This window comes from Streptomyces sp. JN8, assembly GCF_055808075.1.
In genome coordinates this window covers 5,299,752-5,326,040 of the sequence record NZ_CM147852.1, presented here as the reverse complement: position 1 = coordinate 5,326,040, position 26,289 = coordinate 5,299,752, and the positions used below count along the sequence as shown (strand labels likewise).

Annotated in this window: 21 protein-coding genes and 1 tRNA gene; 16 read left to right on the top strand and 6 right to left on the bottom strand. The window is 70.8% G+C overall.

Annotated elements, in window-relative coordinates; genetic code table 11:
- The first annotated feature begins 96 nt into the window (after nucleotides 1-96).
- The 6 genes from ACY0MR_RS23510 to ACY0MR_RS23485 all read left to right on the top strand — a co-directional run bounded on the left by ACY0MR_RS23510 (nucleotide 97) and on the right by ACY0MR_RS23485 (nucleotide 7,398).
- Nucleotides 97-1,536 carry a pyridoxal phosphate-dependent decarboxylase family protein gene (locus ACY0MR_RS23510; protein WP_473555159.1) on the top strand — a complete coding sequence of 480 codons (1,440 nt, stop codon included), beginning with the start codon at nucleotides 97-99 and terminating at the stop codon, nucleotides 1,534-1,536.
- Nucleotides 1,523-2,806 carry a lysine N(6)-hydroxylase/L-ornithine N(5)-oxygenase family protein gene (locus tag ACY0MR_RS23505; RefSeq protein ID WP_361852053.1) on the top strand — a complete coding sequence of 428 codons (1,284 nt, stop codon included), beginning with the start codon at nucleotides 1,523-1,525 and terminating at the stop codon, nucleotides 2,804-2,806. The genes ACY0MR_RS23510 and ACY0MR_RS23505 overlap by 14 nt, the downstream gene beginning before the upstream one ends.
- The gene (locus ACY0MR_RS23500; protein ID WP_473555157.1) at nucleotides 2,803-3,333 is read left to right on the top strand and encodes a GNAT family N-acetyltransferase; all 531 of its coding nucleotides are present in this window, start codon (nucleotides 2,803-2,805) and stop codon (nucleotides 3,331-3,333) included. Before ACY0MR_RS23505 ends, ACY0MR_RS23500 begins: the two co-directional genes overlap by 4 nt.
- Entirely contained in the window at nucleotides 3,330-5,117 is a 1,788-nt protein-coding gene (locus ACY0MR_RS23495; protein ID WP_403313427.1) for an IucA/IucC family protein, read from the top strand. Before ACY0MR_RS23500 ends, ACY0MR_RS23495 begins: the two co-directional genes overlap by 4 nt.
- A gap of 344 nt (nucleotides 5,118-5,461) precedes the next feature.
- Entirely contained in the window at nucleotides 5,462-5,911 is a 450-nt protein-coding gene (locus ACY0MR_RS23490; RefSeq protein WP_473555154.1) for a hypothetical protein, read from the top strand.
- A gap of 80 nt (nucleotides 5,912-5,991) precedes the next feature.
- On the top strand, nucleotides 5,992-7,398 hold the full coding sequence (locus ACY0MR_RS23485; protein WP_473555152.1) for a VanZ family protein: 1,407 nt from the start codon (nucleotides 5,992-5,994) through the stop codon (nucleotides 7,396-7,398).
- Between the two features lie 166 nt (nucleotides 7,399-7,564).
- On the opposite strand, the gene ACY0MR_RS23480 is transcribed toward ACY0MR_RS23485, so the two are convergent.
- On the bottom strand, nucleotides 7,565-9,196 hold the full coding sequence (locus tag ACY0MR_RS23480; RefSeq protein WP_473555149.1) for a beta-N-acetylhexosaminidase: 1,632 nt from the start codon (nucleotides 9,194-9,196) through the stop codon (nucleotides 7,565-7,567).
- Between the two features lie 202 nt (nucleotides 9,197-9,398).
- Here ACY0MR_RS23480 and ACY0MR_RS23475 point away from each other — a divergent pair, with 202 nt between their 5' ends.
- On the top strand, nucleotides 9,399-9,674 hold the full coding sequence (locus ACY0MR_RS23475; protein ID WP_361852065.1) for a hypothetical protein: 276 nt from the start codon (nucleotides 9,399-9,401) through the stop codon (nucleotides 9,672-9,674).
- 52 nt (nucleotides 9,675-9,726) lie between these two features.
- On the top strand, nucleotides 9,727-11,544 hold the full coding sequence (gene glmS / locus ACY0MR_RS23470) for a glutamine--fructose-6-phosphate transaminase (isomerizing) (RefSeq protein ID WP_229313884.1): 1,818 nt from the start codon (nucleotides 9,727-9,729) through the stop codon (nucleotides 11,542-11,544).
- A 141-nt stretch (nucleotides 11,545-11,685) separates the two neighbouring features.
- On the opposite strand, the gene ACY0MR_RS23465 is transcribed toward glmS, so the two are convergent.
- Both ACY0MR_RS23465 and ACY0MR_RS23460 read right to left on the bottom strand, forming a co-directional pair.
- A complete protein-coding gene (locus ACY0MR_RS23465) occupies nucleotides 11,686-12,249 on the bottom strand; it encodes a GPR1/FUN34/YaaH family transporter (RefSeq protein WP_473555146.1) in 564 nt (187 codons plus the stop codon).
- 215 nt (nucleotides 12,250-12,464) lie between these two features.
- Nucleotides 12,465-12,986 carry a universal stress protein gene (locus tag ACY0MR_RS23460; RefSeq protein WP_055643330.1) on the bottom strand — a complete coding sequence of 174 codons (522 nt, stop codon included), beginning with the start codon at nucleotides 12,984-12,986 and terminating at the stop codon, nucleotides 12,465-12,467.
- A 342-nt stretch (nucleotides 12,987-13,328) separates the two neighbouring features.
- Here ACY0MR_RS23460 and ACY0MR_RS23455 point away from each other — a divergent pair, with 342 nt between their 5' ends.
- From ACY0MR_RS23455 to ACY0MR_RS23425, 7 genes are all read left to right on the top strand, one after another.
- The gene (locus tag ACY0MR_RS23455) at nucleotides 13,329-13,808 is read left to right on the top strand and encodes a hypothetical protein (protein ID WP_473555143.1); all 480 of its coding nucleotides are present in this window, start codon (nucleotides 13,329-13,331) and stop codon (nucleotides 13,806-13,808) included.
- A 442-nt stretch (nucleotides 13,809-14,250) separates the two neighbouring features.
- On the top strand, nucleotides 14,251-15,420 hold the full coding sequence (locus ACY0MR_RS23450; protein WP_361862801.1) for a helix-turn-helix domain-containing protein: 1,170 nt from the start codon (nucleotides 14,251-14,253) through the stop codon (nucleotides 15,418-15,420).
- Between the two features lie 195 nt (nucleotides 15,421-15,615).
- Nucleotides 15,616-16,218 carry an oligoribonuclease gene (orn, locus tag ACY0MR_RS23445; RefSeq protein ID WP_361860367.1) on the top strand — a complete coding sequence of 201 codons (603 nt, stop codon included), beginning with the start codon at nucleotides 15,616-15,618 and terminating at the stop codon, nucleotides 16,216-16,218.
- Between the two features lie 117 nt (nucleotides 16,219-16,335).
- Nucleotides 16,336-16,408: transfer RNA gene (locus ACY0MR_RS23440), tRNA-His, on the top strand.
- 242 nt (nucleotides 16,409-16,650) lie between these two features.
- Nucleotides 16,651-18,333: an aspartate-alanine antiporter gene (gene aspT / locus ACY0MR_RS23435; RefSeq protein ID WP_473555140.1), complete on the top strand. Its 1,683-nt coding sequence runs from the start codon at nucleotides 16,651-16,653 to the stop codon at nucleotides 18,331-18,333.
- A gap of 8 nt (nucleotides 18,334-18,341) precedes the next feature.
- The gene (aspT, locus tag ACY0MR_RS23430) at nucleotides 18,342-20,045 is read left to right on the top strand and encodes an aspartate-alanine antiporter (protein WP_473561871.1); all 1,704 of its coding nucleotides are present in this window, start codon (nucleotides 18,342-18,344) and stop codon (nucleotides 20,043-20,045) included.
- A gap of 40 nt (nucleotides 20,046-20,085) precedes the next feature.
- A complete protein-coding gene (locus ACY0MR_RS23425; protein WP_361860361.1) occupies nucleotides 20,086-21,735 on the top strand; it encodes a bifunctional aspartate transaminase/aspartate 4-decarboxylase in 1,650 nt (549 codons plus the stop codon).
- Nucleotides 21,736-21,847: 112 nt separating this feature from the next.
- Here ACY0MR_RS23425 and ACY0MR_RS23420 read toward each other — a convergent pair whose 3' ends face one another.
- The 3 genes from ACY0MR_RS23420 to ACY0MR_RS23410 all read right to left on the bottom strand — a co-directional run bounded on the left by ACY0MR_RS23420 (nucleotide 21,848) and on the right by ACY0MR_RS23410 (nucleotide 25,628).
- Nucleotides 21,848-23,359 carry a glycoside hydrolase family 18 protein gene (locus ACY0MR_RS23420; protein WP_404082691.1) on the bottom strand — a complete coding sequence of 504 codons (1,512 nt, stop codon included), beginning with the start codon at nucleotides 23,357-23,359 and terminating at the stop codon, nucleotides 21,848-21,850.
- A 161-nt stretch (nucleotides 23,360-23,520) separates the two neighbouring features.
- Nucleotides 23,521-24,930 carry a sensor histidine kinase gene (locus ACY0MR_RS23415; RefSeq protein WP_388798474.1) on the bottom strand — a complete coding sequence of 470 codons (1,410 nt, stop codon included), beginning with the start codon at nucleotides 24,928-24,930 and terminating at the stop codon, nucleotides 23,521-23,523.
- Complete coding sequence (locus ACY0MR_RS23410; protein WP_361853081.1) at nucleotides 24,927-25,628, bottom strand: response regulator transcription factor; 702 nt, start codon at nucleotides 25,626-25,628, stop codon at nucleotides 24,927-24,929. Before ACY0MR_RS23410 ends, ACY0MR_RS23415 begins: the two co-directional genes overlap by 4 nt.
- Nucleotides 25,629-25,706: 78 nt before the next feature.
- Between ACY0MR_RS23410 and ACY0MR_RS23405 the strand changes: the two genes are divergently transcribed.
- Nucleotides 25,707-26,288 (top strand): hypothetical protein, encoded by a 582-nt coding sequence (locus ACY0MR_RS23405; RefSeq protein ID WP_388798469.1) that lies wholly within the window; start codon nucleotides 25,707-25,709, stop codon nucleotides 26,286-26,288.
- Nucleotide 26,289 lies beyond the last annotated feature (1 nt).

The following is a 26,289-nucleotide window of genomic DNA, read 5'->3' as shown; positions in this document are numbered from 1 at the left end:
AGTTAGGTTAGGCTAACCTTGTTTCACCGTGTCGCCCCTCGCCCCTTTCCCCTGTCCGGAGGGCGCGACCCAGCCCCGTGCCTGGAGGCCCCCCACATGCGCTCTCACCTGCTCAACGACGCCACGGCGGAGAGCTACCGGCGCTCCGTCACCGAAGGAGTCGAGCGGGTGGCGGGGAAACTCGCCGCGACGCGGGGCCCGTTCACCGGAGTGACCCCGGCCGAGCTCGCACCCGCCGTCGACGCCGTCGACCTCGACCGGCCGCTGGGCGACTCCTCCGCCGCGCTGGACGAGCTGGAGAACCTCTACCTCCGCGACGCCGTCTACTTCCACCACCCCCGCTACCTGGGCCACCTCAACTGCCCGGTGGTCATCCCGGCCGTCCTCGGCGAGGCCGTCCTCTCGGCGGTCAACTCCTCGCTGGACACCTGGGACCAGAGCGCCGGCGGCACCCTCATCGAGCGCAAGCTCGTCGACTGGACCAACGGCCGCATCGGCTTCGGCCCGGGCGCCGACGGCGTGTTCACCAGCGGCGGTTCGCAGTCCAACCTCCAGGCGCTGCTCCTCGCCCGCGAGGAGGCGAAGAGCACCGACCTGTCGAGGCTGCGGATCTTCTCGTCCGAGTGCAGCCACTTCAGCGTCCAGAAGTCGGCCAAGCTCCTCGGCCTCGGCATGGACGCCGTCGTCTCCATCCCGGTCGACCGGGACAGGCGCATGCAGTCCGTCGTCCTCGCCGCCGAGCTGGAGGCCTGCCGCGCCGAGGGCCTCGTCCCGATGGCGATCGTGGCGACCGCCGGCACCACCGACTTCGGCTCCATCGACCCGCTGCCCGAGATCGCCGCCCTGGCCGAGGAGTACGGCGCCTGGATGCACGTGGACGCCGCCTACGGCTGCGGCCTGCTCGCCTCCCCGACCCGCCGCCGGCTCCTGGACGGCATCGAGCGGGCCGACTCGGTCACCGTCGACTTCCACAAGTCGTTCTTCCAGCCGGTGAGCTCCTCCGCGATCCTGGTCCGCGACGGGGCGACCCTGCGGCACGCGACCTACCACGCCGACTACCTGAACCCGGCCCTCCCGGCCGCCGAGCGGATACCGAACCAGGTCGACAAGTCCCTCCAGACCACCCGCCGCTTCGACGCGCTCAAGCTCTGGATGACCCTGCGCGTGATGGGCGCGGACGGCGTCGGCACGCTCTTCGACGAGGTCTGCGACCTGGCCGCCGAGGGCTTCGCCCTGCTCGCCGCCGACCCGCGCTACGACGTCGTCGTCGAGCCGCAGCTCTCCACCCTCGTCTACCGCTTCATCCCGGCCGCCGCCGCCTCCCCCGAGGAGATCGACCGCGCCAACCTGCACGCCCGCAAGGCCCTGTTCGCCTCCGGCGAGGCCGTCGTCGCGGGCACCAAGGTCGACGGCCGCCAGTACCTCAAGTTCACCCTGCTCAACCCCGAGACCACCGCGGCCGACATCGCCGCCGTCCTCGATCTGATCGCCGGCCACGCCGAGCAGTACCTGGGAGAGACCCTTGTCCACGCCTGAGACGACCGAGATCCACGACTTCATCGGCATCGGACTCGGTCCGTTCAACCTCGGACTCGCCTGCCTGACCGAGCCGATCGACGAGCTGAACGGCCTCTTCCTGGAGTCGAAGCCCGACTTCGAGTGGCACTCCGGGATGTTCCTGGAGGGCGCGCACCTCCAGACCCCGTTCATGTCGGACCTGGTCACGATGGCCGACCCGACCTCGCCGTACTCGTTCCTGAACTACCTCAAGGACAAGGGCCGGCTGTACTCGTTCTACATCCGCGAGAACTTCTACCCGCTGCGCACCGAGTACAACGACTACTGCCGCTGGGCCGCCGCGCGCCTCTCCTCGATCCGCTTCTCGACGACCGTCGCGACCGTGGTGTTCGACGAGGCGGCCGAGGTGTACGCGGTGACCACCGAGGCCGGGGAGACCTTCCGCTCCCGCCGCCTGGTCCTGGGCACCGGCACCCCGCCGTACGTCCCCGAGACCTGCCGGGACCTCGGCGGCGACCTCATCCACAACTCGCGCTACCTCCCGAACAAGGAGGAGCTCCAGAAGAAGAAGTCGATCACCCTGGTCGGCAGCGGCCAGAGCGCCGCCGAGATCTACTACGACCTCCTGAGCGAGATCGACGTCCACGGGTACCGGCTGAACTGGGTGACGCGCTCCCCGCGCTTCTTCCCGCTGGAGTACACCAAGCTCACCCTGGAGATGACCTCCCCGGAGTACGTGGACTACTTCCACGCGCTGCCCGAGCAGACCCGCTACCGCCTGGAGACCCAGCAGAAGGGCCTCTTCAAGGGCATCGACGGCGAGCTGATCGACGCCATCTTCGACCTGCTCTACCAGAAGAACCTGAACGGCCCGGTCCCCACCCGGCTCCTCACCAACTCGGCGCTGCACTCCGCCGCGTACGACGACGGCAGCGGCACGTACACCCTCGGCTTCCGCCAGGAGGAGCAGGAGAAGGACTTCGCCCTGGAGACCGAGGGACTGATCCTCGCCACCGGGTACCGGTACAGCGTCCCCGCCTTCCTGGAGCCGGTCCGCGACCGCCTCGTCTGGGACGGCCAGGGCCGCTTCGACGTGGCCCGCAACTACGCGATCGACACGACGGGCCGCGGGGTGTTCGTGCAGAACTCCTCCGTGCACACCCACTCGATCACCTCGCCCGACCTCGGCATGGGGGCGTACCGCAACGCGTACATCATCGGGGCGATGCTGGGCTACGAGTACTACCCCGTCGAGAAGACCATCGCTTTCCAGGAGTTCGCGGCATGACCGTATCGATACGCCCGTACGACCCGCTGAAGGACGCGGAGCTGATCCATCCCTGGGTCACCCACCCCAAGGCCGCCTTCTGGATGATGCAGGACGCCACGCTCCAGGACGTCGAGCGCGAGTACGCGGCGTTCAGCGCCCACCCGCACCACCACGTCTCCATCGGCCTGGTCGACGGCGAGCCCTCCTTCCTGATGGAGCGGTACGACCCCTCGAAGCTGGAGCTGGTCGGGCTGTACGACCCGCTCCCCGGCGACGTCGGCATGCACTTCCTCGTCGCGCCCACGGACACCCCCGTGCACGGCTTCACCCGGACCGTGATCACCGCCGTGATGACGGAGCTGTTCGCCGATCCGGCCACCGCGCGGGTCGTCGTCGAACCGGACGTGGACAACAAGGCCGTCCACGCCCTCAACGCGACCGTCGGCTTCGTGCCCGAGCGGGAGATCCAGAAGCCCGAGAAGAAGGCCCTGCTGAGCTTCTGCACCCGGGAGCAGTTCGAGGCCGCCGTGGGAGCCGCCGTATGAGCACCGCCGACCTGTCGAACCCCGTCGCGCACCTCACGCCCGAGCTCTGGGCCGAGGCCAACCGCGCGCTGATCCGCAAGGGCCTCGCCGAGTTCGCCCACGAGCGGCTGCTCGACCCGCGGGAGCTCGGCGACAGCCGGTACGTGGTCCTGTCGGACGACGGCGCCACCGAGTACCGCTTCACCGCGGACCGGTTCGCCCTCGACCACTGGCAGGTCTACGCCGAGTCGATCAGCCGCCACCGCGGCGACGAGCAGCTCCCGCTGGACGCCCTCCAGTTCGTCACCGAGCTGCGCGGCGCCCTCGGCCTGAGCGACGAGGTCCTGCCGGTGTACCTGGAGGAGATCTCCTCCACCCTGGCGGGAACGGCCTTCAAGGCCACCAAGGAGCCGGTGACCTCCGCCGAGCTGGCCCACGCGGGCTTCCAGGCGATCGAGACGGGGATGACCGAGGGCCACCCCTGCTTCGTCGCCAACAACGGACGGCTCGGCTTCGGCGTCGACGAGTTCCGCGCGTACGCCCCCGAGGCGGCGAGCGAGATCCGGCTGATCTGGCTGGCGGCGCGGCGTGACCGGACCACCTTCACGGCCGGCGCGGGCATCGACTACGAGGGCTTCGTCCGCGAGGAGCTCGGCGACGCGACGGTGGACGCCTTCGCGGCGACCCTGGCGGCGCGCGGCCTCGACCTGGCCGACTACCTCCTGATGCCGGCCCACCCGTGGCAGTGGTGGAACAAGCTGTCCGTCACGTTCGCCGCCGAGGTCGCGCAGCAGCGCCTGGTGTACCTGGGCGAGGGCGACGACACCTATCTGGCGCAGCAGTCGATCCGTACCTTCTTCAACACCTCGGACCCGGCCAAGCACTATGTGAAGACGGCGCTCTCGGTCCTCAACATGGGCTTCATGCGGGGTCTGTCGGCCGCGTACATGGAGGCCACGCCGGCCATCAACGACTGGCTGCACACCCTGATCGAGTCGGACGAGACGTTCCGCTCGGCACGCTTCTCGATCATCCGGGAGCGGGCGGCCGTGGGCTACCGGCATCTGGAGTACGAGGCGGCGACCGACCGCTACTCGCCGTACCGCAAGATGCTGGCGGCGCTCTGGCGCGAGTCCCCCGTGCCGACCCTCGCCGAGGGCGAGCGCCTGGCGACGATGGCGTCCCTCCTGCACGTGGACCGCGCGGGCGCGTCGTTCGCGGGCGCGCTGATCAAGGAGTCGGGCCAGGAGCCGACCGCGTGGCTCCGTGGGTACCTGGACGCCTACCTGCTCCCGGTCCTGCACAGCTTCTACGCGTACGACCTGGCGTTCATGCCGCACGGCGAGAACGTGATCCTGGTCCTCGACGAGCGCGGAGGGGTGGCGCGGGCGATCTTCAAGGACATCGCCGAGGAGATCGTCGTCATGGACCCGGCGGCGGTCCTGCCGCCGGCGGTGGAGCGGGTCCGTGCGGACATCCCGGAGGACATGAAGCTCCTCTCGGTCTTCACGGACGTCTTCGACTGCTTCTTCCGCTTCCTGGCGTCGACGCTCGCCGCGGAGGGCGTCCTCGGCGAGGACGACTTCTGGCGGACGGTCGCGGAGTGCGTCCGCGGCTACGAGCGGTCGAAGCCGGAGCTGGCGGACCGGTTCGCCCAGTACGACATGTTCGCGGAGACCTTCGCGCTGTCGGCCCTGAACCGCCTCCAGCTCCGCAACAACAAGCAGATGGTCGACCTCTCGGACCCGTCGGCGGCCCTCCAGCTCGTCGGCGACCTGGTGAACCCGATCGCCCGCTTCGCGTGACCCCCTGACCGATGCGAGCCCCGCCGGAGTACGGTCCTCCGGCGGGGCTCGTGTCTTTCCTGATCACCGGACCGCAGCGGAGGAACCGCAGGCACCTGAGGGGACCGGAGCGCCTTCGCTCCCCGACGGCCCGCGACCACGAGCCCGGCCCTTAGTCCGTCAGGTCGATGATCACTTTTGGGACGAGAGTGCAGCCCTGACCAGTACTTTTGAGCCACGCGAGCGGCCAGCAACCCTTCACCCTCACGAGCAAGTGTTCGATATCTCGTGGGCCCTCACAGGGGGACCTGTCGAGCGGACCCTGACCGGATCCGGCCTCCTGCGCATTCCCGGAGGTGCTCGGCATGCCTGAGAAAGAGGAACTTGAAGTGCGATCCAAGAAGCGCGCCGCCGTTATCGCCGCAGCCCTGGCAGCCAGCTCCATTCTCGTCAGCGCACCGACCGCCTCGGCTGCGATCTACTGCAGCTCGTCGGGCTACACCGAGGGAGGCTTCCCCAACCTGCGATGCACGAAGCTGTCGAACGGGGTCGTTTCCCACGGCCAGCGCGACACGTTTCCCACCGTCACTCTCTCGACGTCCTACTACAAGTCCGGTGGATCCACCGTGTCGGTACGCCTGGGCTACAACCAGGCCGGCAGCACGGTCTACTCCTCCTATTTCAACATCAGCTCGGGCCAGACCGTGACGAAGTCCTGGACCAGGAATCACAAGGACTACTGGTGCTACAACAGCGTCGGCATCCTCCAGCAGTCCGGAGGTAGCTCCTACCAGACGCCTGCCGCGCACTGCTGAATCCAACACCAGTAACAGCAAGGGCCCCGCTCGAGCGGGGCCCTTCATCTCTCATGCCCTGATCTCGGCAAGGAACTCCCGTGTTTACCGCGATCTTTCAGAATCACCTCGGATACCTGACTGCCTGGGTGCTGGCCGCTCTGGCCGTGGGGGCCGCAACCTGGCTCCTCGTCCGTCGGCTGGGCAAGCCGTACGGGTTCTGGTGGGCCGGGGCGACCAGCGCACTTGCCGGTGTCATCGGCGTCACCTTCATGGACGCCGGTGCGGCCACGGGGCAGTGCGTGGTCAACCATGACTTGACTCAGCCTTTTCAGACGACCCAGGGGTTGTGGAACCTCGCCCTGACGGTGCCCCTCGGTTTCTTCGCCACCTTGGCTGTTCGACGGCAACTTCCTGTACTCGTCGGACTGGTCACGCTGCCGCTGGCCATCGAGTTCACGCAGGCCACGGTGAACGGCCTCGGCCGTGTGTGTGACAGCTCGGACGCCGAGATGAACGTTGTCGGCGGCTTGGTGGGCTTCTCGGCCGCCGTCACAGCCCTTGCCGTGCGGCGCCGGCCTCTCGGCTGGCAGCGTGGTGTCAAGCCCTCGCTGTTCACCGCCGTCGCGATCCTGGTTCTGGTCTCAGGCGTAGCCCTTCCCTCATTGAGCCTCACTCACGCAGACAGTACCGGCCTCTCCGCTGCGGACTCGCAGCAGCGAGAGGCCGCGGAGAAAGCCGTGAACGAAGCGTTCGGCGACCGCTACGAAATCGGGCACGTCTACGACCAGCCATGTGCGGGGGCCGGATGCACGAACGTGGTATTCGCCCTGACCAGCCGGGACAAGAACCACCCGGCGGCATCCGGCAACGGCACGCTCTCGTGGCCGGACAGGAAGCACCTCAACGTGCTGCTGGAAGACAGCAGCCAGCCAACGGCGATGGGATATCCCGTTCAGGGCACTGTGGCGCCGAAGAGCGAGCAGGACGCATACCGGATCGCCACGTTGTACATGAGCCAGCGCTACCCCTGGGCCAAGGATGCTGTGGCTCACAAGACGTACCCCGTGGGCGAGAAAGCCGAGTTCGGCTGGATCACCAGCTGGAGATGGCGCCAGGGGGAGGTGCTGATGCCCAGAATGCTTGATGTTCAGGTAAGCAAGGCAGGGCGCGTCTCCCAGGTCGACGTGACCCTCGGACCCAAGGAACTGGAGCTCGAGAAGCCGAGGGTGCGCGCAGAGGAAGCCCAGTCAGCCGTACACGAAGCTATGGCGGACGAGTTTCGAGCACGCGGCCAGCAGGTCCCGGACAACCTGCTGGCCGAGGCTTTCACTCTCAAAGCCACGGAACGAGAAGGCACTTGGCGAGCCGAGTGGCTGGTCAGCGTCTCCATGAGCGGGAGCGGACAACAGCCCGACCCGCAGGCGACCACGACGGACCTGTGGCGAGTGGACTCCGTGAGCGGCCAGATGTACAACGGCCTCGACATGCCGGTCGAGACAGACTGACGACTTCCCTGGGCCTCGCGACCAGCCCTCGCCGTCTCCAAGAAAGCGGACCCTTCCCACGACTGGGGCACGCGGTAACGGAAGGGCCCGACAGCGCACGGCCACCGCACCCACGCGTCGAACGCCCGGCCGGGAATCCCCGGCCGGGCGTTCTCTGTGCGCGGGGCTACTCCGCCGGCCAGGGCACCTCGGGCGAGCGGTAGTAGTCGATGCCGAGGGCGTCGAACCGGGGGGCCTGTTCCGCCAGGCGGACCTTGTAGGTGTCCCAGTCGTGGGTGGCCGCCGGCGACCAGCCCAGTTCCGCCAGGCCCGGGAGGCGCGGGAAGGCCATGACGTCCAGGTCGTCCGTGGTGGCCAGGGTCTCCGTCCACAGCGGGGCCTCGATGCCCCGGACGGAGTCTGCGGGGGCGCCCGCGAGGTAGCCGGCCGGGTTCCAGTCGTAGGACCTGCGGACCTCCACGTAGCCCGCCCAGGCGAGGCCGAGCTTGGTGTCCTTGGTGTACTTCATGTCGAGGTAGGAGCGGTCGGCCGGGGAGAGGATCAGGCCGGCGCCGTTCCGCGCGGCGGCCGCCACCCGCTCCTTCTCCGCGGCGGGGGTGCGGTCGAGGCCCCAGTACTGGACGAGGGCGCCCTCCGCCGGGGTGGTGCCGGTCAGCTGGTGCCAGCCGACGACCTTCTTGCCGTACTTGGCCACGACCGGCTGCACCTTGTCCATGAAGGTCACGTAGTCCGCGTGGCTGGTGGAGTGCGCCTCGTCGCCGCCGATGTGGATGTACCGGCCGGGGGTGAGGGCGGCGATCTCTCGGATCACGTCGTCGACGAAGTCGTACGTGACGGGCTTGGGCACGCACAGGGAGCTGAAGCCGACCTTGATGCCGGTGTAGAGCTCCGGGGCGACGCCGTCGCAGTTGAGCTCGGCGTAGGAGGCGAGGGCGGCGTTGGTGTGGCCGGGGAGGTCGATCTCGGGGATCACCTCCTGGTAGCGGGAGGCCGCGTACTCGACGATCTCCCGGTACTGCGCCTTGGTGTAGAAGCCGCCCGGGCCGCCGCCGACCTCGGTGGAGCCGCCGTGAGTGGTGAGGCGGGGCCAGGAGTCGACGGCGATGCGCCAGCCCTGGTCGTCGGAGAGGTGCAGGTGGAGGGTGTTGACCTTGTAGAGCGCGAGCTGGTCGATGTACCGCTTCACCTCGTCGACGGTGAAGAAGTGCCGGGAGACGTCGAGCATGGCGCCCCGGTAGGCGTAGCGCGGGGTGTCGGTGATCGTGCCGCCGGCGATCTTCCAGGGCCCGTTCTGGACGCTCTTGCGCTCGACGGCGGAGGGCAGCTGCTGGCGCAGGGTCTGGACGCCGCGGAAGAGCCCGGCGGGTGCGCGGGCGGTGAGGGTGACGCCGTCGGGGGCGGAGTGGAGCCGGTAGCCCTCGTCGCCGAGCTCGGTGTCGCCCGGGCTGAGGCGGAGCCGGATGCCTCCGCGGGCGGCCTGGTCGTCGACGACGGGCAGCGGGAAGCCGGTGGCGGGGCGGAGCAGCCCGGCGAGGTAGCGGGCGAGGTCGCGGGTCTCGCGGTGGGTGCCGTCGGCGCCGATGCGGGTGGTCCGGGAGAGGGCGAAGGGCTCGCCCTCGGGGGCGACGGAGGCGGGTACGGGCACGATCCGGCCGAGTGGGCGGACCTCGGGCTCGGCGGCCGCGGCGTTCTTTCCGTCCGCCCTGGCGTCGGCGGCGGCCTCCCCGCAGCCGACGCCGGCGGCGGCGACCAGGAGCAGGGATCCGATCAGGCGCGGAATCCTTCGGCGCTGTGTCAAGGCTGGTCCCCTTCGGGCGTTGGATCGGTCGTCGGACGCGTCTGTCGAGTTCTATATCCGCACCGCCCCCTTGCGTACCGTCGGCGCCCCCCACCGTCAAGGTCTGGACCAAGGGCCCCGAAGAAGGGGTGGATCATGAAGGTCCTGCCCGATATCGGGCAGGATTCTTGCGGATGCCGTCGCCACACCTCAGTATTCATGGGTGCTCGAACGCCGCCCGTCGCACGACGACCTCATCGACCACCTGGTCCGCAGCACCGCGCTCCAGCGCGGTGAGGCCGCCCGGGTGATCCTCGACGTGCTGGCGTACTTCGACGAGACGACCGAGGAGTTCGTCCGCCGCCGACACCGCGAACTGCAGTCCGGCGGGGCCGTGAACACCGAGATCTTCGAACGGATCTCGGCGGAACTGCCCCACCGGGCCGTGGCGCCGCCGGAGCTCTCGCTGCGCCAGCTGCGCCGCATCGTCTACGGCTGACCCGCGAGCGGGCACGCGGACACACTCACCAACCTGGAGGGGTTTCACCTTTATGTGCGGAATTGTCGGTTACATCGGAAAGCGCGACGTCGCCCCCCTGCTCCTTGAGGGCCTGGCGCGTCTGGAGTACCGGGGATACGACTCGGCCGGCATGGTCGTCACCAGCCCGAAGGCCTCCGGCCTGAAGATGGTGAAGGCCAAGGGCCGCGTCCGCGACCTGGAGGCCCGGGTCCCCAAGCGCTTCACCGGTACCACCGGCATCGCCCACACCCGCTGGGCGACCCACGGCGCGCCGAGCGACATCAACTCGCACCCGCACATGGACCCCGAGAACAAGGTCGCGGTCGTCCACAACGGCATCGTCGACAACGCCCAGGAGCTCCGCGCCAAGCTGGAGGCCGACGGCGTCGTCTTCGCCTCCGAGACGGACACCGAGGTCATCACCCACCTCATCGCCCGCTCCCAGGCCACCACCCTGGAGGAGAAGGTCCGCGAGGCGCTCAAGGTCATCGAGGGCACCTACGGCATCGCCGTGATGCACGCCGACTTCAACGACCGCATCGTCGTGGCCCGCAACGGCTCGCCGGTCATCCTCGGCATCGGCGAGAAGGAGATGCTCGTCGCCTCCGACGTCGCCGCGCTGATCGCCCACACCCGCCAGGTCGTCACCCTCGACGACGGCGAGATGGCCACCCTCAAGGCCGACGACTTCCGCACCTACACGACCTCGGGCGCGACCACCACCGCCACCCCGGAGACCGTGGAGTGGGAGGCCGCCTCGTACGACATGGGCGGCCACGACACCTTCATGCACAAGGAGATCTCCGAGCAGCCCGACGCGGTCGACCGCGTGCTGCGCGGCCGGATCGACGACCGCTTCTCCACCGTGCACCTGGGCGGCCTGAACCTGGACCCGCGCGAGGCCCGCACCATCCGCCGCATCAAGATCCTCGGCTGCGGCACCTCGTACCACGCCGGTCTCATCGGCGCCGGACTCATCGAGTCCATGGCCCGCATCCCCGCGGACGCCGAGCCGGCCTCGGAGTTCCGCTACCGCAACCCGGTCGTGGACCCCGACACCCTCTACATCGCCGTCTCCCAGTCCGGCGAGACCTACGACGTGCTCGCCGCCGTCCAGGAGCTGAAGCGCAAGGGCGCCCGCGTCCTCGGCGTGGTCAACGTGGTGGGCTCCGCCATCGCCCGCGAGGCCGACGGCGGCGTGTACGTGCACGCCGGCCCCGAGGTCTGCGTCGTCTCCACCAAGTGCTTCACCAACACGGTCACCGCCTTCGCGCTGCTCGCCCTGCACCTGGGCCGCATCCGCGACCTGTCCGTCACCGACGGCAAGCGGATCATCGAGGGCCTGCGCAAGCTGCCCGCGCAGATCCAGGAGATCCTGGAGACCGAGGACGAGATCAAGAAGATCGCCGCGGAGTACGCCGGCGCCCAGTCGATGATGTTCATCGGCCGCGTCCGGGGCTACCCGGTGGCCCTGGAGGCCTCCCTCAAGCTGAAGGAGATCTCCTACATCCACGCCGAGGCCTACCCGGCCTCCGAGCTCAAGCACGGCCCGCTCGCCCTCATCGAGCCGGCCCTGCCGACGGTCGCGATCGTCCCCGACGACGACCTGCTGGAGAAGAACCGCGCCGCCCTGGAGGAGATCAAGGCCCGCAGCGGCCGCATCCTCGCGGTCGCTCACCAGCCGCAGGCCAAGGCCGACCACACCATCGTCGTGCCGAAGAACGAGGACGAGCTGGACCCGATCCTGATGGGCATCCCGCTCCAGCTCCTCGCCTACCACACGGCGCTCGCCATGGGCCGCGACATCGACAAGCCGCGCAACCTGGCCAAGTCCGTCACGGTCGAGTAGCAGCGTCTCGGGGCCTGTCCCCCCCGAGCCTCGCCGCCGGGCCTGTCCCCCGGCGGTTCGACCGGACACGAAGCGGTCCCCCGTGCATCCCAGGTGCACGGGGGACCGCTTCTCTTCGTCCCGCTGCCGTACGTCCCGCCGTCAGCTCGCCGTGGCCGCGCCGCGGTTCGCCCGGCCGAGCGCGGTCGGCCAGCCGGCCACCGTCGCCGTGGCGCCGTACCAGGCCGCCAGACCGGCGACCGCCGCCACCCAGCCGCCGGCCTTCGCGAGCCCGCCGTTGTCGGCGAGCGCCCCGATGCCGAGCAGCAGGAGCGCGACGAAGAGCAGCCCGTAGACGCCCTGCCCGAACAGCCCGCCGCCCGAGGCGGCCAGCGTCAGCGTGAGCGCCAGGAGCGCCCACAGGAGCAGGAAGACGCCCGCCGCGTCGGCGGACGCGCCGCCGCCGGCCGCGGTGCCCCAGGTGAACCAGAAGGCGCCGAGCGCCGCGAACGCCGTGCCGTCGCCCTTGTCGCCCGCGCGGAGGGCGAGCAGACCGACGAGGAAGAGCGTCACCCCGCCGACCCAGGTGGCGAGGCCCGCGGCATCCGTTGCCGCGACGTTGTCGATGATCCCCGTCCCGCCCAGGCCGAAGGCCAGCAGGGTCAGTCCGAGTGCGAGGTGGCCGAGAGTGGAGGTGGTGTTTCCCGCGGCGACGTCGTTGTCCACGGCGGGCTCCCTTCAGATGCGCAGGTGTCCTGCGTGAGCTGCTGTGTTCCGGTGACGCTTATGTACCCTTCACAAGCACACAATTCACCTGAGGAAGGCCGAATTTATGGCGCGATGACGTCAGTTGGGAAAGTGATCCCACGGGTCGCGCGGAACGGGCGGGAGAACAGGGGCGGTTGTGGCAGCGGACCGGACCGCGGCGGCGCTCGTCCGCCCTACGGGATGACGATGACGGGCCGCTGGGCGCGGCGGGCGAGCCGGCCGGCCACCGAGCCGAAGATCCGGCCGACGATCCCGTGCGTGGAGCCGACCACGATCGCGTCGGCGGAGTACTCCCGGCCGACCTCCTCCAGCTCGTGGCAGATGTCGCCACCGCGCTCGACGAGGATCCAGGGCACCTCGGAGAGGTGCTCGGCGCAGGCCAGCTCCAGGCCGAGGACCTCGGTCCGGTGGTCGGGCACGTCGACGAAGACGGGGGGCTCGCAGCCGGCCCACACCGTGGTGGGCAGCCGGTTGGCCACGTGCACGATGATCAGGCCCGAGCCGGAGCGGCGGGCCATGCCGATGGCGTACGCGAGGGCGCGCTCACTGGACATGGAGCCGTCGAAGCCGACGACGACGCCGTGCCGGAAGGCCGGGTCGCAGGCGTGACGTGGCTGTTCGACCGCGAGGGGGTCGACCGTGGAGTCGGCGACGCGCTTGCGGTCCGCGGGTTCGGGGAATTCGTGACCGGCCATCGGTGTCTCGGCGAAGAGGGTCCTCGTGGGAAGGGACGGGAAACGGAGGGGCGGAACAACGGGTGGCGGCGGAGCTGTGTCCGGGAATCATCTTCCCAAGCCCATACCCCCAAGGGTACGGCGACACTCCTCTCCTGCCCAGAGCCCGCCGCGTCGCTCCCCGGCGTGACCCCGCTCGCGCGCGGCGTCCCAGGGAGCATGCACGAGGGTCTCGGGATCTGGCAATGCCGGTTGTGCCCTACAGGTGTCCGTACGGGGGCCAAACGGACGTCGCCGAGAGTGACCGTAACGTTCCGCTTCTCGTTGCCACAGGTCCAGCCCACCGTCGCAGGGAGACCGCCCGTGCACGCACCATCGACCGCCGCCGGCCAGACCTCCACCGCCCCCGCCACCCGCACCGCCGCCGTCTCGGGGCCCCGCGGCCGCCGTCGGGCACCCGTCCTCGGCCCGGCCGCCGGCCATCCGGATCCGGGCGCCGCGGCGCGGGCGGCGTCGCGGGCGGGAGGCGGCGGCGGGCCGGCGGACGGAGCGGACACGGGGCCGTACGGGGGGACGGGGGCGACCACGGGGAGCGACGAGGGGACGGCCGCTGGGGCGGCCGGGGCGGACCAGTCCGGCGACGTCGTCCGCTGGGCGGTCTTCTGCTGCGTCCTGGTCCCGGTGGTCCTGCTGGTCTACGGCAGCTCGCTCGGCGGCGCCACCGGCACCGCGCTGGGTCTCGTCTCGGTGACGGCGGCCTGCCGGGCCCTGCTGCGCCGCTCGGAGCGGGGCCTGCGGAGCGAGGGTGTGCGCGGCCGGCGGCGGGGGCAGGACACCCCCTAGGTTTTCGGGGGTGCAAACCCTCCCGAACCGGGGCGCCGATCGGGCCCGCCGCCCGTGGAGTTGACAGGTTCGTACAGGCGAACCCATATGTTTTCAGCCAACTTCCAGCCACCGGCGAGTCCTTGGCGAAACGGTTGCCCAACCCCGGCCCCGACACCCGCGCGAGCCCTGTCCCCACGGCCCGCACCCCCCGCGTACGGGGGCGTTCGCCACCCCGCCCCTTCCGCCGGACGGCTCCCGACGGAAGACTTCGCGATCGATCGCTTCACGCCAAGTGGCCTTGTCGACAATCCACCGGATGAAGAACTTGTCACGCCGGCGCCACAGGACACAGTAGATTCGATCATGGGTACCGAAGACTGGGGTCTCGTGCAAAACCGAGGGGAAACGTGCAGGAGCGACACGACCAGGGAGACGCGAACACCGAGGGGGGCTTAGCGTCATGAGCCAGGACTCCACCGCACCGGAGGCCGCACGGAAGCTGACCGGGCGCCGCCGTCGCGAAGTCGTCGCGGTGCTGCTGTTCAGCGGCGGCCCCATCTTCGAGAGCTCCATCCCGCTCTCCGTGTTCGGCATCGACCGGCAGGACGCCGGAGTGCCCCGCTACCGACTGCTCGTCTGTGCGGGCGAGGACGGACCGCTGCGGACCACCGGTGGCCTCGAACTGACCGCGCCGTACGGCCTGGAGGCCATCAGCCGGGCGGGCACCGTCGTCGTCCCGGCCTGGCGGTCGATCACCTCGCCGCCGCCGCCGGAGGCGCTCGAAGCGCTGCGCCGCGCCCACGAGGAGGGCGCGCGGATCGTCGGCCTGTGCACCGGGGCGTTCGTCCTGGCCGCGGCCGGCCTGCTCGACGGCCGCCCGGCGACGACGCACTGGATGTACGCGCCGACGCTCGCCAAGCGCTACCCGTCGGTCCACGTGGACCCCCGGGAGCTCTTCGTCGACGACGGGGACGTGCTCACCTCCGCGGGCACGGCGGCCGGAATCGATCTGTGTCTGCACATCGTGCGGACCGACCACGGCACGGAGGCCGCGGGCGCCCTGGCGCGTCGGCTGGTCGTCCCGCCGCGGCGCAGCGGCGGTCAGGAGCGCTACCTCGACAGGTCTTTACCCGAGGAGATCGGCGCCGACCCGCTGGCCGAGGTCGTCGCCTGGGCGCTGGAGCACCTCCACGAGCAGTTCGACGTGGAGACCCTGGCCGCCCGCGCGTACATGTCACGGCGGACCTTCGACCGCCGGTTCCGCTCGCTGACGGGTTCGGCCCCCCTCCAGTGGCTGATCACCCAGCGGGTGCTCCAGGCGCAGCGGCTCCTGGAGACCTCCGACTACTCGGTGGACGAGGTCGCGGGCCGCTGCGGCTTCCGCTCGCCGGTGGCACTGCGCGGCCACTTCCGGCGGCAGCTCGGCTCCTCGCCGGCGGCCTACCGGGCGGCGTACCGTGCGCGGCGGCCGCAGGGCGAGGCCGCCACGGCCGTGCTCGACCCGGTCGTGCCCGCACAGGTGGTGGCCGGAATCAGGCGCCCGGTGTCCCCGCTGGACCAGGGGAAGCCGCAGTCGGACGCCTACGCTCCGGGGCGCCCCGCGCTCCCGGGCCAGCGGAGCGCGCCGTGAGCGGCGCTCCGTAAGAAGGAGACCGCCGCCGCCACAAGCGGCGCGACGCAGGAACGACGGGCCCCCGGGGACATCCCCCCGGGGGCCCGTCGGCGTCCCGTCCCCGCCGCGGGGCGGCCCCGTCGCCCGGGAACGGGCCGGCGCCGGGGCGGCTCGGCCCGCTCCGACCCGGGGAAGAGCCCCTAAGGTGGACGCATGAACGATCGCATGGTGTGGATCGACTGCGAGATGACCGGGCTCTCGCTGACGGACGACGCACTCATCGAGGTGGCCGCACTGGTCACCGACTCGGAACTGAACGTGCTCGGCGACGGGGTGGAGATCGTGATCCGCCCGCCGGACGCGTCCCTGGAGACCATGCCCGAGATCGTGCGCCAGATGCACACGGCCTCGGGGCTGCTCGACGCGCTCGCCGGCGGCACGACGCTCGCCGACGCGGAGGCCCAGGTCCTCGCGTACATCCGCGAGCACGTCAAGGAGCCCGGCAAGGCGCCCCTGTGCGGGAACTCGGTCTCCACGGACCGCGGCTTCCTCGCCCGGGACATGCCCGCCCTGGAGGGCCACCTGCACTACCGGATCGTCGATGTCTCCTCGGTCAAGGAGCTGGCCCGCCGCTGGTACCCGAGGGCGTACTTCAACAGTCCGGAGAAGAACGGCAACCACCGGGCGCTCGCCGACATCCGGGAGTCCATCGCGGAGCTGCGCTACTACCGCGAGGCGGTCTTCGTCCCGCAGCCCGGTCCCGACTCGGAGACCGCGAAGCGGATCGCGGCGCGCCACGTCGTCCCGGCCGAATAACCCCCTCCGCGCAGGGCCGCTCGTGCCCGCAGATCAATGCGGGCGCGAGCACCCTCCAGGACCCTGTAGACTTCTTCTCGGCCGGTCGGGGAAACCCTCGGGAAACCGCCGGTCATGGTGGGTATAGCTCAGATGGTAGAGCACCTGGTTGTGGTCCAGGATGTCGCGGGTTCGAGTCCCGTTACTCACCCTTTCGGGTCAGGCCCCGGTTCCTCGCGAACCGGGGCCTGAGTCATGTCACGGCCCTCACGGCCACCGGACCCCGGGCCGGCGCGCCCGCCTCCGCGGGGCCCGGCGTCCGCGCGGGTCGAACACCTCTCACTAGCTCACTCGTTCGGGTGAGGCGTTGACCACGTTCCGCCGTCACCCTGTTAGCGTCCCTTTATGTCCAATATCCTCACGATTCGCCCTGCTTGGGCGGGGTGAGGGCGGATGGGAGTCCTGCGCGACAACCCCGAACTCGCCCTCTTCCTCTGTCTCTCCGCCGGCTACCTCGTCGGCAAGCTCCGGGTCGGTCCCATCACCCTCGGCGGCATCTGCGGAACCCTGATCGTCTCGCTGCTGCTCGGCGCCTGGACCAAGCTCACGATCTCCGACGACGTGAAGACGATCTTCTTCGCGCTCTTCATCTTCTCGCTCGGCTACATGGCCGGACCCCAGTTCTTCGCGAACCTCAACAAGAAGAGCCTGCGGTTCTTCGCCCTCTGCCTGATCGAGGTCGTCTGCGTCGTCGGCATCGCCCTCGGACTCGCCGAGGCCTTCGACCTGGACGTGGGCACCGCCGCCGGCATCCTCGCCGGGGCCGCCACCGAGTCCGCCGTCGTCGGCACGGCCACCGAGGCCATCGGCAACCTGTCCGACCTGACCCAGGAGCAGATCACCCAGTACCAGGGCCATGTGGCCACCGCGTACACCGTCTGCTACCTCTTCGGCCTGATCACCATCGTCATCTACACCAGCCAGATCATGCCGATGATGATGCGGATCAACCTCCGCGACGCCTGCCGCGAGCTGTGGGAGAGGATGCGCGGCTCCGGTGGCGGCCTGGAGGACGACGAGCGCGAGGCGCTGCCGGGCATGGTCGGCCGGACGTTCCTGGTCACCCAGGCCGACGGCACCCGGGTCGCCGACCTGGAGCACGCGCTCGGCGGCCGGGTCACCGTGGAGGCGGTGAAGCGGGGCAGCAAGGTCCTCACCCCTCCCCCGCCCGACTTCGAGCTGACGCTCTCCGACCTGGTCCTCACCGTCGGACGCCGGGCCAACATCATCGAGGCGGGCCGGGTCATCGGCCCCGAGACCCCGGCCGTCCCGGGCCTGGACACGCCGCTCGCCACCACCCAGGTCTCGCTGACCGACCGCAACGCGGCGGGCAAGTCCCTGGACGCCCTCTCCCGGGAGCACCCGGAGTTCTCCTCCGGCGGGGTGTACGTGACGGACGTGCTCCGCAACGACCAGCACCTGCCCGCGACCCCGGAGACCGTCGTGGCCCGGGGCGACGTCCTCACCCTGGTCGGCGCCCGCGCGGGCCTCGGCAAACTGGCGTCCAAGGTCGGCGCCGTCGTCAGGAACGACGCCACCGACTTCATCTACCTGGGCCTCGGCATCGTCTGCGGCTCGCTCCTCGGGCAGGTCGTCGTCGAGTTCGGCGACGTCCCCATGTCCCTCGGCACCGGCGGCGGCTGTCTGATCTCCGGCCTGCTCTTCGGCTGGTTCCGCTCCCGGACGCAGACCTTCGGCGCCTTCCCGCCGCAGGCCGCCGCCACCCTCAAGGACATGGGCCTGGCGATCTTCATCGCCTGCACGGGCCTGGTCTCGGGCCCGCAGGCCTGGCCGCTGCTCAAGGAGTACGGGGCGCTGCTGCCGTTCGCCGGGATCGCGATGGTCCTGGTCCCCGCGACGATCTCGCTCTTCGTCGGCCGCAAGCTCCTGAACATCGAGAAACCGCTGCTCATCGGCGCGATCGCCGGCCAGCAGTGCTCGACCCCGGCCATCACCTCGGTGACCCAGGTCGCCCAGAGCTCCGTACCGATGCTCGGCTACACGATCACGTACACGCTCTCGAACTTCCTCCTGCCCCTGACCGGACCGCTGCTCGTCGGCATTCTCGGAGCGTGAGGGACGCCATGATCGACTTTCTCAACCGGAACATCTTCCAGCCCCACCCCGAGCTCCTCGTCTTCCTGACCGTCGCACTCGGCTTCCTCTTCGGCAAGCTCCGCTACAAGGCGATCGCGCTCGGCGCCGTCACCGGCTGCCTGGTGGCCGGCCTGCTCCTCGGCGCCCAGTTCAAGGTCACCATCGACGGCACGGTGAAGAACCTCTTCTTCACGATGTTCCTCTTCGCCCTCGGCTACAAGGTCGGCCCCCAGTTCTTCCGCGGCCTGAAGAAGGACGGCATCCCGCAGGTCGTCAACGCCGTCGTCGTCTGCGTGACCGGGCTCCTCGTGTCCTGGGGCTTCGCCGTGATGCTCGGCTACGGCCCCGGCCTCTCCGCCGGCCTCCTCGGCGGCGCGCTCACCCAGTCCGCGGTCATCGGTGTCGCCCAGGACGCCATCGGCACCCTGCCGGGGCTCTCCGCCGAGCAGGTGAAGACCGAGGAGAACCTCGTCGCGATCGGCTACGCCGTCACCTACCCGCTCGGCACCATCCTCTGCGCGATGCTGCTCGCCAACGTCCTGCCCAAGCTGTACAAGCGGGATCTGGCCGAGGAGTCCGCACGGATGGCGAAGGAGCTCGACGCCCCCGCCGACGACCCCGACCTGGCCGAGGGCTACTACGAGGTCGTCCTGCGCGCGTACCGGATGGACCGCTCGCCGCTGGTCGGCCGGACCATCGACGACTTCGAGAGCCAGCAGAAGGAGCTCGGGCACCGCATCTACATCACCCGGGTCCGGCGCGAGGGCCTGATCCTCGACCACGACCAGCAGACGGTGCTGCGCTCCGGCGACGTGGTCGCCGTCAGCGCCCTGCGCGGCTCGCTCGTCGACTTCGACGCCCGCGCCCACATCGGTCCGGAGACCGACGACGTGGAGCTGCTCGGGTACCAGACGGAGACCCTGCACGTCGTCGCTTCGGAGAAGGCCCAGCTCGGCAAGTCGATCGCCGACCTGCGCCGCGAGCCGTTCATGGTCGGCGTGTACGTCGACAAGGTCTACCGTTCGGGCGCGGAGTTCCCGTACCGGCTGTCCACGACCCTGGAGCGCGGCGACACGGTGGTCCTCACCGGGCCGAAGCGCCTGGTGGACCCGGCAGGCCGGGCGATCGGGAAGCCCGTGCCGACCTCCTTCGCCACCGACATGCTCTGGGTGGGCCTCGGCATCTTCCTGGGCGGCTGCATCGGCATCCCGGCGCTGACCGTGTCGGGGGTGCCGATCTCACTGTCGACCTCGGGCGGCGCGCTGATCATGGGTCTGGTCTTCGGCTGGATCCGCGGCAAGTACCCGACGTACGGCAACGTGCCGCCGGGCGCCCAGTGGTTCATGGACACCCTCGGTCTCTGCCTCTTCGTCGCGGTCGTCGGCATCAACGCCGGCCCCAGCTTCACCAGCGGCCTCTCGACGGCCGGCTGGGGGCTGCTCGTCTGGGGCGCGGTGGCGACGGTGCTGCCGCTGCTGGTGGGCTTCGGCGTCGGCCACTACATCCAGAAGATCCGCTTCCCGATCCTGATGGGCGTCCTGGCCGGCGGCCAGACGACGACCGCGGCGATCGGCGCGATCAACGAGCAGTCCCGGTCCCAGATCCCCACGCTCGGCTACACGATCCCCTACGCGGTGGGCAACGTCCTGCTGACCATCTGGGGTGCCGTGATCGTCATCCTCAACCACTGAGCCGACCTCCCGCCCCCCTCTCGCACCTAAGGAAGTCACCGTGCCCAGGACCACCTTCACCCGCGAGGAGATCCAGTCCTTCGCGCAGCTCTCGCCGTTCGAGCTGAAGGACAAGTTCATCAGGCTCGCGCAGGCCGCCCAGGCCGACCAGCCCGGTCAGAAGGACAAGTCGCAGACCCAGATGCTCAACGCGGGCCGCGGCAACCCGAACTGGGTCGCCACCGGCCCCCGCGAGGCCTTCCTCGCCCTCGGCCACTTCGCGCTCTCCGAGTCGCGCCGCGTCTGGACCGCCGACGACCTGGGCGGCATGCCGGAGCTCCCGGGGTCCGGCGACCGTTTCGACGCCTTCGTGCGGCGGCACCCGGACCTGCCCGGGATCGAGCTGCTGCAGAGCTGCGTGGAGTACGCGATCGAGCGCTTCGGCTTCGGCAAGGACGCGTTCGTGCACGAGCTGACCGACAGCTCCATCGGCGACAACTACCCGGTGCCGGACCGGATGCTGCCGCACGCCGAGCAGATCGTCCGCGGCTACCTCGACGACGAGATGTTCGGCAAGCGGCCGCCCGCCGGGACCATGTCGCTGTTCGCGACCGAGGGCGGCACCGCCGCCATGTGCTACATCTTCGACTCCCTGATGAAGAACGGGATCCTGCGGAAGGGCGACCGGATCGCCCTGATGGTGCCGGTCTTCACCCCGTACATCGAGATCCCCGAGCTCGACACGTACGACTTCGACGTCGTGACGGTCAACGCGAGCCTGTTCACCGAGACGGGCGTCCGCGAGTGGCGCTACCCGGCCGAGGAGGTCGCCAAGCTCGCCGACCCCTCGGTGAAGATGGTCTGCCTGGTGAACCCCTCGAACCCGCCGTCGCTCGCGCTGAGCGACCGGGTCGCGAGCCAGATCCAGGAGATCGTCGCCACCAGCAACCCGAACCTGCTGGTGGTCACGGACGACGTGTACGGCACCTTCGTCGAGGGCTTCCGCTCGATCGCCGCGGACCTGCCCCGCAACACGCTGCTCGTCTACTCGTACTCCAAGCACTACGGCTGCACCGGCCACCGGCTCGGCGTCATCGGCCTCCACGACGACAACGTCCTCGACGAGATGCTGGCGAACCTGCCGGCGGCGGAGAAGGAGCTCCTGAACAAGCGGTACGGGACGCTGTCCCTGGAGCCGGAGCGGATCCGGTTCATCGACCGCCTGGTCGCCGACTCCCGCCAGGTCGCCCTCAACCACACGGCGGGCCTCTCGCTCCCCCAGCAGGTCATGATGGTGCTGTTCTCGCTGTTCGACCTGCTGCCCGAGGGCCAGGCCTACAAGGAGAGGATCCGCGGCATCGTCCGGCAGCGCCTCGACCTGCTCCTCGAAGGCGCCCAGATGAAGATCGCCGAGGACGTGAAGCGGGCCGGCTACTACGTGGAGCTCGACCTGCTCGCCGAGGCCGAGCGGGTGCACGGGAAGAAGTTCGCGGACTTCCTGGAGAAGAACTACGAGCCGGTCGACCCGCTGTTCCGGCTCGCCGAGCAGACCGGCGTCGTCCTCCTCAACGGCGGCGGCTTCGACGGCCCCGAGTGGTCGGTCCGGGTGTCGCTCGCCAACCTCGACGACCTGGACTACCTGAAGATCGGCCATCACCTGCGGGCGATCTTCAACGACTACGCGGAGGAGTGGCGGGCCGCCGGGGCCTGACGGCGGCGGACACGGGGGTGCGCGCCCCGGCCGGGAGGTGGGGTGTCTCCGGCCGGGGCGCGCGGTGTGGGGGGCGCAGTGGTTCCTGGGGGCGGACCGACGGGTCCGGGGGCTACTTGTAGGCGGCGAAGGCCTTCGTGAAGGCCAGCGGCTGCTGGAGGATCGAGGAGCAGGTGGCGTCGGCGCGGTTCACGGCGCCGTCCGGGCACTGCTTGTCACGGGTCGAGGACCACATCGAGAGCCAGCCGATGCCCTTGGACTTCGCGAAGTCGACGAGCTGGGTGGCGTCGTCGACCCTGAAGACCTCGCTCACGACGTCGTTGACGCCGATCATCGGGGTGACGGCGACGGCCTTCCAGGCGGCCGCGTCGGAGAGCCCGAGGACGCCCTTGATCTGCGCCTGGGTCGCGGTCGCGGCCTGGACGGCGTACGTGCCCATGTCGGCGCTGTAGGCCGGTCCGTAGTCCATCGCCATGATGTTGACGGCGTCGATGCGGACGCCGTTGCGCCGGGCGTCGGCGAGCAGGTCCACGCCCGGCTGGGTCAGGCCCTCGGGCATGACGGGCAGGGTGAAGGACACGTTCAGGCCGGGGTGGGACTTCTGGAGCTGGGCGATGGCCTGCGCGCGGCGGGTGTTGGCGGCGGTGTCCGGGAGCGCGGCGCCCTCGACGTCGAAGTCGACCTTGGTCAGCCGGTACTGGTCGACGACCTTGCCGTAGGCGGCGGCCAGCGCCGAGGCGGAGGAGCAGTTCAGGGCCAGTTCGTGGCCCGCGGCGCCGCCGAAGGAGACCCGGACGTCGCCGCCCTTGGCGCGCAGGGCGCCGATCTGGGCGGCGACCCGGTCGTTGGCCAGGTCGGTGACGCCGCCCCACAGCGGGGCGCAGGAGCCGCCGGAGGTGATGAAGGCGAGGTTGAACTCCTTCACGCCGGTGGCGTCGGCGGTGGCGAGCAGGTCGTACGCCGGGTAGAGCGAGGTGTCGACGTAGGGCGCGTAGCGGGCGGCGGTGGCGGGCGCCCCGGTCGCGGTCGCGGTGGGGGTCGGGGTGGGGGTCGCCGTGGGCTTGGGGGGCGCCGTGGTCGCGGTGGCCGTGGGCCGGGGGCTCGTGGTGGCCGTGGCGGTCGGCTTCGGCGTCGCCGTGGGCGTGGGGGCGGTCGTGGTGGGGCGGCCGCTGGGGGTGGGGGCGGGGCCTCCGGCGGAGCAGGCCGCCCGGTTGATGAGGCAGCCGGCGGGGTCGCCGGCCTGTCCGGCGGAGCCGGTGGTGAAGCCGACGGTGACGGACGCGCCGGGCGCCAGCCGCTTGTTCCAGTCGGCGGGCTTCACGGTGACGTGGCGCCCGGAGACGGTGTGCTCGCCGTTCCAGAGGGAGCCGAGGGTGGTCCCGGCGGGGAGGTCGAACTCCAGGGTCCAGTCGGTCTGGACGGCGGAGGTCTCGTTGGTGACGACGTACTGGCCGGTGTAGCCGCCGGTCCAGGAGCTGGTCCTGGTGTAGGCGGCGCCGACGGAGGCGGCCTGGGCCGTGCCGGTGAGCGCGAAGGCGGCCCCGCCGACGACGGCCGCGGCGACGACCGCTCCGACGGCCTTGGTCCTGGCGCTCGCCCTGCGCCGGTGCGAACTGGTGCCCATCGCGTGCCTGCCTCTGTGTGCCGGGGGTGGTGAGGGGGTGCGGCAGCACGCTAGCGACCGGGAAAGGGACAAACCGGCGTCCGAGGGCACGGGTGGGGATCCTTAGGATCCCTTTAAGGAAGGCATCGGGACCACGAAAGGTTGGCGGGCGGGCCGGGCGGTCAGCCTTCGGCGGCCCGCCGCGAGCCACCGCCGCCGCGTCGGCGGCGGGCGGGCCGGTGGCCGCGGCGGCCGGTCGTGCCGCCCGTGCCGCGGCCGTCGAGGCCGATCCAGATCCGGACCTCCGTGCCGCCGAGGACCGAGTGGCCGAGGCGGACGTCGCCGCCGGTGGTCTCCGCCATCCGCCGCACGATGTCCAGGCCGAGGCCGGTGGAGCCGTCCCTGGAGCCGCTGTTGCCCCGGGCGAGCGCGGCGGCCGGGTCGGCGATGCCGGGGCCCGCGTCGGAGACGAGGACGATGACGGCGTCCTCGCCGTTGTGGACGTCGAGGGAGAAGGCCGTGCCCTCGGGGGTGTGCCGGAAGACGTTGCCGAGGAGCGCGTCGAGCGCGGCGACCAGTTCGGGGCGGGCGACGGGGATGCGGACCGGTCGGTCGACGCCGGCGACGCGGACCAGGCGTCCCTCGTCCTCGGCGAGCGCCGACCAGAACTCCATGCGCTCGCGGACCACTTCGGCGGCGTCGCAGCCGGCGCCGGGACCGGTGGCCTGGGTCTGCGGCTTCGCGTCCCGGGCGGTCCGGATGATGGTGTCGACCTCGCGCTCCAGCTGCTCGACGGCGGCGCGGGTCTGTTCGGCGGCCGGGCCGGAGCCGAGCGAGGCGGCGTTGAGCCGGAGGACGGTGAGCGGGGTGCGCAGCCGGTGGGAGAGGTCGGCGGCCAGTTCCCTTTCGTTGGCCAGGAGTTGGACGACCTGGTCGGCCATCGAGTTGAACGCGACGGCGGCCGACTTGAGTTCGGGCGGCCCCTCCTCGGGGACGCGGGCGCCGAGTCTGCCCTCGCCGAGGTCGTGGGCGGCACCCGCGAGCCGCTGGGCGGGCTGGACCATCCGGACGCCGAGGCGGTCGGCCACGGCGACGGAGCCGACGATCAGGGCGATGCCGACGCCGGCCAGGACGAGCCAGGCGGTGGCGACGCCGTTGGACACCTCGCCCTCGGGGACGAAGAGTTCGACGACGGCGACCTGGCCGCTGCTGAGCGCGGTGGGCTGGAGCAGCGCGAATCCCCCGGGGACCTCGGCGATGGACGCCCGGCCGAGCCGGCGGGTGGCGGCGAGCTCGGCCGCGCCGGCCCGCCGGGTGCCGATCTCCAGCCCCGGGTCGCCGGGTTCGACGGCCGGGACGTGGACGGCGAGCCGTCCGGCGGCCCCGTCCTCGGTGGTGGCGACGGCCTTGTCGAGTTCCTCGCGGTCGGTGGTGATGGCGAGGACGGGGGCGAGGCCGGCGGCCCGCCGTTCGGCGTTGGAGAAGGCCCGGTCGCGGGCCATCTCCTTGACGACGAGCCCGAGGGGTACGGCGAAGGCGACGACGACCATGGCGGTGACGGCGAGCGACACCTTGACGAGCGCCCATCTCACGGCTGCGTCTCCCGGGGCGGTTCCAGCTTCACGCCGACCCCGCGCAGGGTGTGCAGATAGCGGGGCCGGGCGGCTGTTTCGCCCAGTTTCCGCCGCAGCCATGACAAATGTACGTCGATGGTCTGGTCGTCGCCGTACGACTGCTGCCACACCTCGGCGAGCAGTTCCTTGCGCGGAACGACGACACCGGGCCGTCCGGCGAGGAAGGCCAGCAGGTCGAACTCGCGGCGGGTGAGGTCCAGCGGGCTCCCGTCCAGCTCCGCCTGACGGCGCAGCGGATCGACGGTGAGCCCGCCGACCCGGATCACCCGGGGCGGCGGCGCCTCGCCCGCGGCGGACCGGGCCCGGCGCAGGACGGCCGCCATCCGGGCCGAGAGGTGGTCGACCGAGAAGGGCTTCACGAGGTAGTCGTCGGCGCCCGCGTGGAGGAGCCGGACGATCTCCGCCTCGTCGTCCCGGGCGGTCGCGATGATCACCGGTACGTCGGTGATCCCGCGCAGCATCTTGAGCGCCTCCGACCCGTCCAGATCGGGCAGTCCGAGGTCCAGGATGACCACGTCGAACCGGAAATGGGCGACCTCGCGCAGCGCCTCCAGAGCCGTACCGACGCTCCGTACCGTGTGGGAGGCCTCGGAGAGCCGGCGGATGAGGGCGGAGCGCACGAACTGGTCGTCCTCGACCACGAGCACACTTGCCATGGGCCGCACCGTACGCCATTCGGGCGAACGCGCGGCACGGCGCACCCTGCGGCGGGGACCCCGGCGGCGTGGTGCAGTATGGCCCCGATGCGAAGAGGACTCGTTCACGCCCTGGCCTGGTCGCTCGCCACCGGCGCGGCGGTCACGCTCTCCTGGTGGGGAGTGCACACGGTCCTGTCCGGAACGGTGTACGACCCCCCGCGCGCGCTGCCCCTCCCGGCCGGCGGCGCGGACGAACCGGCCCCGGTCGGCGGCGATCCGCTGGCCTCCTCGACCCGGCGGCCCGAGACCGTCGAACCCACCGCGGCCGTCACGAGGAGGCCGACTCCCGACGGCACGGGCGCGACCGCGGCGACGCCGTCGGCGACCCCCTCCCGGACACCGCGGCCCACGACGGAGCCGCCCCCCGCGACGACCGCGCCCTCGACCGGCTCGAACGTGAAGACCTACACGGTGGACGGCGGCCGGGTCACCTTCGACATGGGCGCGGACTCGGCCGAACTGGTCTCGGCGACCCCCGCGTCGGGCTGGCAGATGCAGGTGTGGAAGCAGACGACCTGGATCCGGGTGACGTTCACCGGGGAGGGCCGCGAACTCTCCGTCTTCTGCGTCTGGCACGACACGGCGCCCCGCGTGGAGATCGACGACCGAAGGCTCTGAA

What these genes read in the sequence shown, in the direction of transcription:
- ACY0MR_RS23420 (WP_404082691.1), bottom strand. Translation starts at nt 23,359, where the DNA reads ATGGGCACCAGTTCGCACCGGCGCAGGGCGAGCGCCAGGACCAAGGCC.
- orn (WP_361860367.1), top strand. Translation starts at nt 15,616, where the DNA reads ATGAACGATCGCATGGTGTGGATCGACTGCGAGATGACCGGGCTCTCG.
- ACY0MR_RS23495 (WP_403313427.1), top strand. Translation starts at nt 3,330, where the DNA reads ATGAGCACCGCCGACCTGTCGAACCCCGTCGCGCACCTCACGCCCGAG.
- aspT (WP_473555140.1), top strand. Translation starts at nt 16,651, where the DNA reads ATGGGAGTCCTGCGCGACAACCCCGAACTCGCCCTCTTCCTCTGTCTC.
- ACY0MR_RS23510 (WP_473555159.1), top strand. Translation starts at nt 97, where the DNA reads ATGCGCTCTCACCTGCTCAACGACGCCACGGCGGAGAGCTACCGGCGC.
- ACY0MR_RS23460 (WP_055643330.1), bottom strand. Translation starts at nt 12,986, where the DNA reads ATGGCCGGTCACGAATTCCCCGAACCCGCGGACCGCAAGCGCGTCGCC.
- ACY0MR_RS23450 (WP_361862801.1), top strand. Translation starts at nt 14,251, where the DNA reads ATGAGCCAGGACTCCACCGCACCGGAGGCCGCACGGAAGCTGACCGGG.
- ACY0MR_RS23500 (WP_473555157.1), top strand. Translation starts at nt 2,803, where the DNA reads ATGACCGTATCGATACGCCCGTACGACCCGCTGAAGGACGCGGAGCTG.
- glmS (WP_229313884.1), top strand. Translation starts at nt 9,727, where the DNA reads ATGTGCGGAATTGTCGGTTACATCGGAAAGCGCGACGTCGCCCCCCTG.
- aspT (WP_473561871.1), top strand. Translation starts at nt 18,342, where the DNA reads ATGATCGACTTTCTCAACCGGAACATCTTCCAGCCCCACCCCGAGCTC.
- ACY0MR_RS23405 (WP_388798469.1), top strand. Translation starts at nt 25,707, where the DNA reads ATGGCCCCGATGCGAAGAGGACTCGTTCACGCCCTGGCCTGGTCGCTC.
- ACY0MR_RS23410 (WP_361853081.1), bottom strand. Translation starts at nt 25,628, where the DNA reads ATGGCAAGTGTGCTCGTGGTCGAGGACGACCAGTTCGTGCGCTCCGCC.
- ACY0MR_RS23490 (WP_473555154.1), top strand. Translation starts at nt 5,462, where the DNA reads ATGCCTGAGAAAGAGGAACTTGAAGTGCGATCCAAGAAGCGCGCCGCC.